The organism is Xenorhabdus innexi (assembly GCF_002632485.1).
GTDB lineage: Bacteria > Pseudomonadota > Gammaproteobacteria > Enterobacterales > Enterobacteriaceae > Xenorhabdus > Xenorhabdus innexi.
Window position 1 is genome coordinate 1 of the sequence record NZ_NIBU01000212.1, and the last position, 779, is coordinate 779.

The 779-nt window shown below is 58.7% G+C and carries 1 protein-coding gene and 1 pseudogene; both read right to left on the reverse strand.

From position 1 onward, the window contains the following. On the reverse strand, window positions 1-318 hold a 318-nt coding region (locus tag Xinn_RS21150; RefSeq protein ID WP_099137831.1), incomplete at its 3' end, for a hypothetical protein. Beyond that, window positions 315-779: pseudogene (locus tag Xinn_RS21155) on the reverse strand (ParA family protein); the annotation flags it as partial. The gene Xinn_RS21150 and the pseudogene Xinn_RS21155, both read right to left, overlap by 4 nt.

The following is a 779-nucleotide window of genomic DNA, read 5'->3' on the forward strand; positions in this document are numbered from 1 at the left end:
CGGCGAAGAGACCCAGAACAGCACCTCTTCACGGGTCAGATACTGCGGCTGGTTATTTTCCCAGCCACATTCCAGCAACGCCAAATCCGGCGATGCATCGGGGCACATCGCCTGCCGGCGCAGTTCCGCTTCATTGCGGGGATAAAAGTGCTCAACCTCGTCCGCAGACACGCCGAGCACTGCCGGTAACAGGATCTGAAGTTTCGCCTGCGCCGTTTCCCGATCCGGCGCATCGACAAACACAAACCACTCATCATCACTGAACAGTAACTCAACACGTTCATAACGAAAGCAGACCGCCCGCCAGATAACATTCATTGCGCGTCTCCTGTCGGTTGTTCGACCAATACGGCATCGAATTTCTCCGCCCATAAGGGCACCAGCTCACAGGCGAGGGCGTGCAGGGTGTGCGCCGCCGCCGGGCTTTTACGGGCCGTTTTATATTCAAGACGGTGCACGGGCTGGGCACGGACATGCCCCAGTTTGTAGATATCCAGCAGATCTATCCGGGTGTCCAGCAACCGGTAAACCTGCCGGCCACCCAGTGCGGCGGCATCATAGCGTCGGTTATCGATAATATCGGTCAGTTCACTCAGTGTATCCCGGTCAAGATTGGTGCCTTCGATCCCGTTGACCAGTATCTGAATGGCCGGCAGCCGGACCCCGTAGTGCTCAAAAGGCCGGAGCCGGGTCAGCATCCGCAGGGTGCCGCGCAGGAACTCGCGGACGTCGGGTAAAATAGGTTTGATCACCCCCAGCACGTCCTGCGTGGCCGCCAG